Source organism: Streptomyces sp. JHA26, from assembly GCF_002005565.1.
Lineage (GTDB): Bacteria > Actinomycetota > Actinomycetes > Streptomycetales > Streptomycetaceae > Streptomyces.
Genome location: NZ_BDJC01000103.1, coordinates 1 through 10,136 on the forward strand (window position 1 = coordinate 1; position 10,136 = coordinate 10,136).

General features: G+C 72.0%; 2 protein-coding genes. Both read right to left on the reverse strand.

Translation table 11 applies throughout. The features are described from left to right. Nucleotides 1-6,201: type I polyketide synthase (locus JHAT_RS32765; RefSeq protein WP_143660584.1), on the reverse strand; the 6,201-nt coding region annotated here is incomplete at its 3' end. A gap of 84 nt (nt 6,202-6,285) precedes the next feature. Beyond that, the gene (locus JHAT_RS32770) at nt 6,286-10,119 is read right to left on the reverse strand and encodes an SDR family NAD(P)-dependent oxidoreductase (protein ID WP_253195687.1); all 3,834 of its coding nucleotides are present in this window, start codon (nt 10,117-10,119) and stop codon (nt 6,286-6,288) included. Between the last annotated feature and the right edge of the window lie 17 nt (nt 10,120-10,136).

The window sequence follows — 10,136 nt, forward strand, 5'->3', positions numbered from 1 at the left end:
CAGCCCATTGCTCGCCCCGTCCTGGTTGACCGCCGAACCCCGCACCACCGCCAGCACCCGGTGCCCGTTGCGCCGCGCATCCGACAACCGCTCCAGCAGCAGCATCCCGGCACCCTCGGAGAACCCGGTGCCGTCCGCACCCGACGCGAACGCCTTGCACCGGCCGTCGGGAGAAAGCCCCCGCTGACGGCTGAACTCCACGAACAGCGCCGGCGTCGCCATCACCGTCACACCGCCCGCCAACGCAAGCGAACACTCCCCCTGCCGCAGCGACTGCACCGCCAGATGCAACGCCACCAACGACGACGAACACGCCGTGTCCACCGTCACCGCAGGACCCTCGAACCCGAACGTGTAGGACACGCGGCCGGACACGATGCTGCCGGGGCTGGGAGAGCCGGGAGTGCCGTCGGGGCCCTGCAGGAGACCGTAGTCGTGGTGCATGATCCCGGCGAAGACGCCGGTCTGGCTGCCACGCACCGACGCCGGGTCGATACCCGCCCGCTCCAACGCCTCCCACGACGTCTCCAGCAGCAGGCGCTGCTGCGGGTCCATCGCCAGCGCCTCACGCGGCGAAATACCGAAGAACCCCGGATCGAACTCGGCCGCGTCATACAGGAATCCACCCTCACGGGCGTACACCGTGCCCTTGTGATCGGGATCCGGGTGGTACAGCGCCTCCAGATCCCAGCCACGGTCCTCGGGGAACGCGGCCATCGCATCCCCGTCCCGCTCAAGGAGACGCCACAACTCCTCCGGAGTACGGACCCCACCCGGGAAACGACAGCTCATCGCCACGATCGCGATCGGCTCGTCCACCACCGAAGCCGAAACGTGCGTGGGCCGCGCGGTACGCACGCCCTCGTCCACCGCGTTCGCCGCCACCAGCTCCGCCAGCAGATGACGCGCCAGCACCACCGGCGACGGATAGTCGAACACCAACGTCGCCGGCAACCGCAGCCCCGTGGCCCCGTTCAACCGGTTCCGCAGCTCCACCGCCGTCAGCGAATCGAAACCCAACTCCTTGAAGGCGCGCTCGCGGTCGACCGCGCCCTCGTCGGCGTGTCCCAGGACGGCCGCGACGTGCGTGCACACCAGCGTCTCGAGGGCGTCGATCCGGTCGGCCTCCGGCTGGGACGCCAGGCGTTGCCACAGGGCCGACGTGCCGGCAGCGGGGCCGGACACCTCCACCGTACGGCGGGTGGGGATGCGCAGGAGGTCCCGCAGCAGCACGGGGACGGCGCCCGTGGTGGCCTGGGCGCGCAGCGCGGGCAGGTCGAGGCGTATGGGCAGCAGGACGGCGTCCGCCGTGGCCGAGCCGGTCGCCGTGGCGTCGAACAGGGCCAGCCCCTCGTCCGAGGTGAGGGCGGCGATGCCGGCGCGACGCATGCGCCGCACGTCCGCGTCGGCCAAGTGGCCGGTCATACCGCTGCGTTCGGACCAGAAGCCCCAGCCCAGCGAGACGGCGGGCAGGCCCTGTGCCCTTCGGTGCGCGGCCAGAGCGTCGACGAACGCGTTGGCCGCCGCGTAGTTGCCCTGCCCGGCGCCACCGAAGGTACCGGCGGCGGAGGAGAAGAGAACGAACGCGGACAGGTTCAGGTCGCTGGTCAGCTCGTGCAGGTGGAAGGCCGCGTCCACCTTGGGCCGCAGCACCGTGTCGATCTGATCCGGTGTGAGGGAAGTGACGACTCCGTCGTCCAGGACACCGGCCGCGTGCACGACGGCGGTCAGCGGGTGCTCGGTGGGCACGCTCGCCAGCAGCTCCGCCAGCGCCGGGCGATCGGCGGCGTCGCATGCCTCGACGGTCACCGAGGCGCCCAAGTCGGTGAGTTCAGCGACGAGTTCCTCGGCACCGGCCGCGGCCCGGCCACGACGGGACACCAGCAACAGGTGTCGTATGCCGTGTTCCGTGACCAGGTGCCGGGCCACCAGTGCGCCCAGCGTCCCGGTGGCGCCGGTCAGGAGGACCGTGCCTTCGGGGTTCCAGGCCGGGCCGGAGCCGTCCGGTGCCGTGGCGGTGGCGCGGGCCAGCCTGGGGGCGTACAGCTCTCCCGACCGTACGGCGATCTGTGGTTCGTCACCGGCGAGTACGACGTCGAGCAAGGCGTCCGACACCCCGTGCCCGTCCGCGTCCACGTCCACGTCTACGTCACACAGCACGAACCGATCCGGATGCTCCGCCTGCGCGGACCGCACCAACCCCCACACCGCAGCAGCCGCCAGATCGGACACATCCTCACCAGGAACGGCCGACACCGCACCCCGCGTCACCACCACCAGACGCGACCCCGCGAACCGCTCCTCAGCCAACCACTCCTGCAACACCCCCAACGCACGACGCGACACCGACCGCACCGCAGCCGGATCACCCACATCCGTCGTGAAGGAGGCCAGCACCACGCCCGGTACGTCCGTCGCGCCGGCTTCCAGGGCCGCTCGCACGTCGGCCAGCTTCGGAGCGGACACGGTCGTCGAAGTCGTGACCGGGGCGCTCATCGCGAGCTTGCGCCAGGTGAGGCGGAACAGCGCCTCGTCGGTGATGCGCGCCGACGCCCTCAGTTGCTCCGGCGACACGGCGCGCGTCACCAGGGACGTCACCGCCGCGACCGGCGCTCCGGTGGTGTCCGCGACGAGCACGGACACGCCGTCCGCCCCGGCCGGGGCGAGTCGTACACGCAGCGAGGCCGCGCCACCGGCGTACAGCGACACGCCTTCCCAGACGAACGGGAGCCCGGGACGGCGCTCATCGCTCTCCCCCTCCGGGGCTTCGAGCCCCGACGCCAGGGCGTGCAGGGCCGCGTCCAGGAGCGCCGGATGCACACCGAAACGGCTCGCGTCGGCTTGCTGCTCTTCGGCGAGGGTGACTTCGGCGAACACCTCGTCGCCGCGCCGCCAGGCCGCGCGTACGCCCTGGAAGGCGGCGCCGTACACGAGGCCGGTGGCCGCCAGCCGCTCGTACAGGTCGTCCACCGCGACCGGCTCCGCACCGGTCGGCGGCCAGACGCCCAGTTCGGCGGCGACGGAGGCGTGCTCGCCGCCATCGGCCGGGCCGTCGGTCAACGTGCCTGCGGCGTGCCGTGTCCAGGGGACCTCGGCCTCGTCCTCCTCCGGACGGGAGAACACCGCGACTGGGCGCCGCCCCTGCGCATCCGGCGCACCCACCGTCAGCTGGATCTGCACGGCGGTGTCGTCGGGCAGTACCAGCGGCGCTTCCAGCGTGAGTTCCTCGAGCCGGTCGCAACCGACCGCGTCACCGGCGCGCAGCGCCAGCTCCACGAACGCCGTGCCCGGCAGCAGCGTCGTCTCGCCCACGGCGTGATCGGCGAGCCACGGGTGCGTACGCAGCGACAGCCGGCCCGTCAGCAGGAGACCTTCCGAGTCGGCCAGAGCCACGACCGCGCCCAGGAGCGGATGGTCGGCGGAGCCCAGGCCCAGCCCGGAAGCCGACTTCTGGCTCACCGTCTGGCCAGCAGCATCCAGCCAGTAGCGACGACGCTGGAAGGCGTAGGTGGGCAACTCGACGCGTCGAGCGCCCGTGCCCGCGAACACCCCGGCCCAGTCGACGGTCGCACCGCCGACGAACGCCTCCGTGGCCGAGGTCAGGAAGCGCCCCAGGCCCCCCTCACCGCGGCGCAGTGAACCGACTGTGGTGACGGGCGTGTTGGTGTGGGTCTCGGCGGTCTGCTCGACGCCCATCGTCAGCACCGGATGCGCGCTGGACTCCACGAACAGCCGGAAACCGTCGTCGAGGAGCACACGCAGGGTGTCGGCGAAACGGACCGTCTGGCGCAGATTGCGGTACCAATACCCTGCATCGAGAGACGACGTGTCCAGGACACCGCCGGTCACCGTCGAGTAGAACGGCACACTCGACGCCTGCGGGGCGATACCCGCCAGGTCCCGCAGGAGAACGTCCTCGATCGCCTCCACGTGCGCGCAGTGCGAGGCGTAGTCCACCGCGACACGGCGCGCCCGGACGCCGTCCTTCTCACAGGCGGCCAGCAGCTCGTCCAGCGCATCCGCATCCCCGGACACGACCACGACCGACGGACCATTGACCGCCGCCACCGACAACCGACCACCCCAGTCAGCGAGGCGCTCACCCACCTCGTCCGCGCCAAGGGACACGGACACCATGCCGCCCCGCCCGGACAGCGCACGGATCGCCTTGCTCCGCAGGGCCACCACCTTCGCCGCGTCCTGCAACGACAGGGCACCCGCCACACACGCGGCAGCGATCTCACCCTGCGAGTGACCGATCACCGCAGCCGGCTCCACACCGTGAGAGCGCCACACCTCGGCCAGCGAGACCATCACGGCCCACAGCACCGGCTGCACCACATCGACCTGCTCCAGCCAGGCATCCGCGTCCGCATCCCGCAGGATGTCGGTCAGCGACCACTCCACGAACGGGCCGAGCGCAGCAGCACACTCAGCCATCCGCTCCGCGAACACCGGCGACGAGTCGAGGAGTTCAGCCGCCATCCCGGCCCACTGCGACCCCTGCCCCGGAAACACGAACACCGCACGGCCATCCGCACCCGCCGCACTCCCCCACACCACGCCCGGGGCCTCACGCCCCTCGGCCAGCGCTCCCAGGCCGTTCAGCCCGTCCAGAACCACGGCCCGGTGCTCGAACACCGACCGCGTCGTCGCCAACGACCACCCGACATCCACCGGAGCAAGCTCGGGACGCTCGTTCAGGAAGGACGCCAGTCGCTCGGCCTGGTCCCGCAGCGCCGTCTCCGACTTCGCGGACACCACCCACGGCACCACGGCGGGCGGCTCAGCGTCTGCCGTCGACTCGTCCTCGGTGGCCGGGGCCTCCTCGATGATGACATGCGCGTTGGTGCCGCTGATGCCGAACGATGACACGCCCGCCCGACGCGGCTCGTCGCCCTCGGGCCACGGCGTGGCGTCCGTCAGCAGTTCGACGGCGCCGGCCGACCAGTCCACGTGCGGGGACGGTTCGTCGACGTGGAGGGTCTGCGGCAGCAGCCCGTGCCGCATCGCCAGCACCATTTTCATGACACCCGCGACACCCGCAGCCGCCTGCGTGTGCCCGATGTTCGACTTGATCGATCCCAGCCGCAGCGGCCGGTCCTCCGGCCGGTCCTGGCCGTACGTCGCCAGCAGCGCCTGCGCCTCGATCGGGTCACCCAGCGTCGTCCCCGTACCGTGCGCCTCCACCACGTCGACCTGCTTGGGGGTCAGCCTGGCGTCCGCGAGGGCCGCGCGGATCACGCGCTGCTGGGAGGGGCCGTTCGGCGCCGTCAGACCGTTGCTCGCGCCGTCCTGGTTGAGGGCGGAGCCGCGGATCACGGCGAGGACGGGATGACCGTTGCGCCGGGCGTCGGACAGGCGTTCCAGCAGGAGCATGCCCACGCCCTCGCCCCAGCCCGTGCCGTCCGCGCCGGCCGCGAACGGCTTGCACCGGCCGTCGGGGGCGAGGCCGCGCTGGCGGCTGAACTCCACGAAGGTGCCGGGGGTGGACATGACGGTGACACCGCCCGCCAGCGCGAGCGTGCACTCACGTCGGCGGAGGGCCTGGCCGGCCCAGTGGAGGGCCACCAGGGACGACGAGCATGCGGTGTCGATGGTGACCGCCGGGCCTTCCAGGCCGAGGGTGTAGGCCACCCGGCCGGAAGCGATGCTGCCCGCCGTGCCGTTGCCCAGATAGCCCTCGACGCCCGCGGGGAGGGACTCCAGACCGGTGCCGTAGTCGTGGTACATGACCCCGGTGAAGACACCGGTGCGGGAGCCGCGTACCGAGGCCGGGTCGATGCCGGCCCGTTCGAAGGTCTCCCAGCCGGTCTCCAGCAGCAGGCGCTGCTGCGGGTCCATGGCCAGCGCCTCGCGCGGCGAGATGCCGAAGAACGCCGGGTCGAAGTCGCCGGCCGCGTGCAGGAAGCCGCCTTCACGCGCATAACTCTTGCCCACGGCGTTCGGGTCGGGGTCGTACAGACCCGTCACGTCCCAGCCGCGGTCCTCCGGGAACCCGGAGATGGCGTCGGTGCCGTCGGACACCAGCCGCCACAGCTCCTCCGGGGAGCGGACGCCGCCCGGGTAGCGGCAGGCCATCGCCACGATGGCGATCGGCTCGTGGTCCGCGGTCTCCGCCTCCTGGAGACGTTGCCGTGTCTGGTGCAGTTCGGCAATGACTCGCTTGAGGTAATCCCGGAGCTTGTCTTCGTTACTCATCGCACGTTTCCCATCAGAGGCGGAGCGGAGGCGTTCGACGGAAAGGGAGTCGACCGTGTGGGTCGTGTGTTTCCGAGGGTCGGTTCAGATGAGTCCGAGATCCTCTTCCACCATCTTGAAGAGGTCGCCGTCCGTCGCCGATTCGAGTTTGTCGGCGAGAACGGCGCTTTCCGCGCCCTCCTGCCTGTCGCCGTATTTCGCAAGGAGATCCCGTAGCCGTGAGATGACGTCGGTGTGGCCGATCTCCTCCAAGGTCATGGCCGACAGTCCGGCCTCGAGGCGGTCGAGGCCCACGGACAGGGGGACGTCGCCGCCGTCGTCCCCGGCCGCGTCCTGAGGGGCCAGTTCCTGGTGGATGAATCCGGCCAGAGCCAGTGGTGTCGGGTAGTCGAACACGAGGGTGGCGGGCAGCCGCAGCCCCGTGACCGCGTTGAGGCGGTTGCGCAGTTCCACCGCGGTGAGCGAGTCGAAGCCGAAGTCCTTGAAGGCGCGTGCCGGTTCCACGGTTTCCGTGGCGCCGTGACCGAGGACGGACGCTACGTTCCGCCGCACGGTGTCCAGCACGATGCGCTCGCCTTCCGCCGTCTGCACACCGGCCAGCCGTTCCCGCAGGCCGCCCGGTGCCGCCGCCTCGGTGGCCCCCGTCCGCTGCCGGGGCAGCCGGACCAGTTCCCGCAGCAGGTGAGGAACGTCGTCTCCGGCGTCCCGCACGGAAGCCCGCACGGCCGCCGTGTCCAGCCGCATCGGCGCCAGCACGGGGGCTCGGTCGGCGCAGCAGGCGTCGAACAGCGCCAGTCCGTCGGACGTCGGCAGTCCGCCGAGTCCGATGCCGGCCATGCGTCGCTGATCGGCGTCGCCCAGACCGCCGGTCAGACCGCTGCGCTGTTCCCACAGGCCCCAGGCCAGCGACAGGGCGGGCAGGCCCTGGGCGTGGCGCCGGGTCGCGAGAGCGTCGAGGCAGGCGTTCGCGGCGGCGTAGTTGCCCTGTCCGGCGCCGCCGAACGTTCCGGCCGCGGAGGAGAAGAGCACGAACGCCGAGAGGTCGGCGTCGGCGGTCAGTTCGTGCAGGACGGTCGCCGCTTCCGCCTTCGGCCGGAGCACCGTGTCGATACGCTCCGGCGTCAGCGACGCGATGACTCCGTCGTCCAGCACGGCGGCGGCGTGCACGACGCCCTTCAGCGGATACGCGGCGGGGATGTCCGCCAGCACCGTACGAAGGGCGTCGCGGTCTGCCGCGTCGCAGGCGGCCCAGGTCACCGAGGCTCCCGCCGCGCTCAGGTCGGCCGTCAGCTCCGCCGCCCCGCTCGCGTCGGCGCCCCTGCGGCTGAGCAGCAGCAGATGGCGTATGCCGTGTTCGGTCACCAGGTGCCGGGCCACCAGACCGGCGAGCGTGCCGCTCGCTCCTGTGATCAGCACCGTGCCCTCGGGGTCCCAGGTCGCGACGGCGTGCGGCGCGCCTGCGTGCTCGGCGGCGGAGGGCCCGTCCTGCTCGGTCCCGGTGAGCGGAGCGTCCGTCGTGGCGCGCACCAGCCTGGGCACGAGGAACCTGTCTCCGCGGACGGCCAGTTGTGGCTCGCCCGACGTGAGGACGGCGGCGAGGGAAGCGGTGGACGCGGCCTCGGCGGGGTCGTCGACGTCGAGGAGCAGCAGTCGGTCCGGGTGCTCCGCCTGCGCCGAACGCACCAGGCCCCATACGGCGGCTCCCGCCGCGTCGGGTACCTCCTGGTCGGCCGGGCCCGCTGCGAGCGAGGCGGTGTTCACCGCGCCTCGGGTGACGATCACCAGCCGCATGTCGGCGAGCCGGTCGTCCGCCAGCCAGTCCTGCACTCGCTCCAGCGCTTCGACCACCGTCGACCGCAGGGCGGTGTCCGTCCTCGCGTCCGAGTCCTTCGCCGAGCCCGTGTCGTCGCCCGGCACGGAGAGGAACACCCACTCCGGGAGGGACGGGTCGTCGCCGGTGGGACGCCCGCCCAGGCTCTTCAGGTCCGGGTGCCTCGTCACATCCCAGCCACCCGCCTGCAGGCCGACGGCCAGGGCATCGCTGCCCGCGCCGACCACGGCACACCGGGGCGCGGAGGGCCCCGCGGTCACCGGGAGCTGCAGACTGCGCCAGTCGAGCCGGAACAGCGACTCGCGCAGGGCACCGCGAGCGGCGTCGATCTGTTCGGCGGTGACCGGGCGGGTGACCAACTCGTCCACCTGGACCACCGGCCGACCGGACTCGTCCGCCACGGTCACCGACACCCCGTCGGTCCCGGCGGACGCGAGCCGCACGCGGACCCTGTTCGCGCCGGTGGCGTGCAGGGAGACGCCGTTCCAGACGAACGGCAGCGGAATCCGGTTCTGGCCGCCCTCATCGCCCTGGTCGGTCAGTCCACCCGGCCCGGCCATGTGCAGGGCCGCGTCCAGCAGCGCGGGATGGATGCCGTAACGCCCGGTCTGTTCGGCGTGCTCCTTTGGCAGCTCGATGTCGGCGAAGACCTCGTCGCCCCGCCGCCAGGCCGCCCGTACTCCCTGGAACACGCGTCCGTACGTCAGCCCGCCCAGCGCAAACTGTTCGTACAGGTCCCCGACGTCCAGTGCCTCGGCCCCGACGGGTGGCCATACACCCGGCTCGTCCGACACGGGCCTGGTCGTTTCCGCCGGGCTGGGGGTCAGTACGGCGCCGGCGTGACGCGTCCACGGTTCGTCCGGATCGCCGGACTCCGCACGCGCGTACACGCTGACCGGACGTCGGCCGCTGTCGTCGGCGCCACCGACGACGACCTGGATCTGGACCGCTCCGCTCTCCGGAAGCACCAGAGGGGCCTCCAGGACCAGGTCGTCCAACCGCGAGCAGCCGACGCGGCCACCGGCGTGGAGGGCGAGTTCGACGAAGGCGGTGCCGGGCAGGAGGACGGCTCCCAGCACCGCGTGGTCCGCCAGCCACGCGTGGGAGGCCAGTGACAGACGGCCGGTGAAGAGGCAGCCGTCGGAGTCGGGCAGGGTCACCGCCGCGCCGAGCAGGGGGTGATCCGCCGCGCCCAGGCCCGCCGACGTCATGTCGCCGGCGGACGGGGCCGCCTCCAGCCAGTAGCGGTCTCGCTGGAAGGCGTAGGTGGGCAGTTCCACCAGCCGGGGACGGGACGGGGCGAGGAGGGCAGCCCAGTCCACCGCATGACCCCGGACATACACCTGGGCGAGGGCTTCCATGAGCGAGGCGGTCTCGTCGCGGTCCTTGCGCAGGACCGGGGCGAACGCCATCTCCGGCACAGTGTCGGCGCCCATCCCGGACAGCACACCGTCCGGGCCCAGCTCCAGACAGGCGGTCACGCCCTGCTCGGAGAGATGCGTGATGCCGTCGGCGAAGCGCACCGCCTCGCGCACATGACGCACCCAGTACTCCGGGTCACACACCCCGTCGGCTGCCGCCAGCTCCCCCGTCACGTTCGACAGCACCGAGATCCGCGGCTCGTCATAGGCCAGGGACTGGGCGACCTGCCGGAACTCCTCCAGCATCGGCTCCATCAACGGCGAATGGAACGCATGCGACACCCGCAGCCGGCGCACCCGCCGCCCCTCAGCCCGCCAGGCCTCCTCCAGCTCCGAAACCACCGCCCCGTCACCGGAGACCACCACCGCCTGCGGCCCGTTCACCGCCGCAACCGCCACACCCTCACGACCGGCCAGCACAGCACCGACGGAGGCTTCGTCCGCCTCCACCGCGAGCATCGCCCCGCCCGGCGGCAGTGCCTGCATCAGCCGGCCCCGCGCAGCCACCAGCACACACGCATCCGCCAGCGACCACACACCCGCCACATACGCCGCCGCCAGCTCACCGATCGAATGCCCGCCCACCACATCAGGGCGCACACCCCACGACGACACCAGCCGGAACAGGGCCACCTCGACGGCGAACAACGCCGCCTGCGTGAACACCGTCGCATCCAACGCCT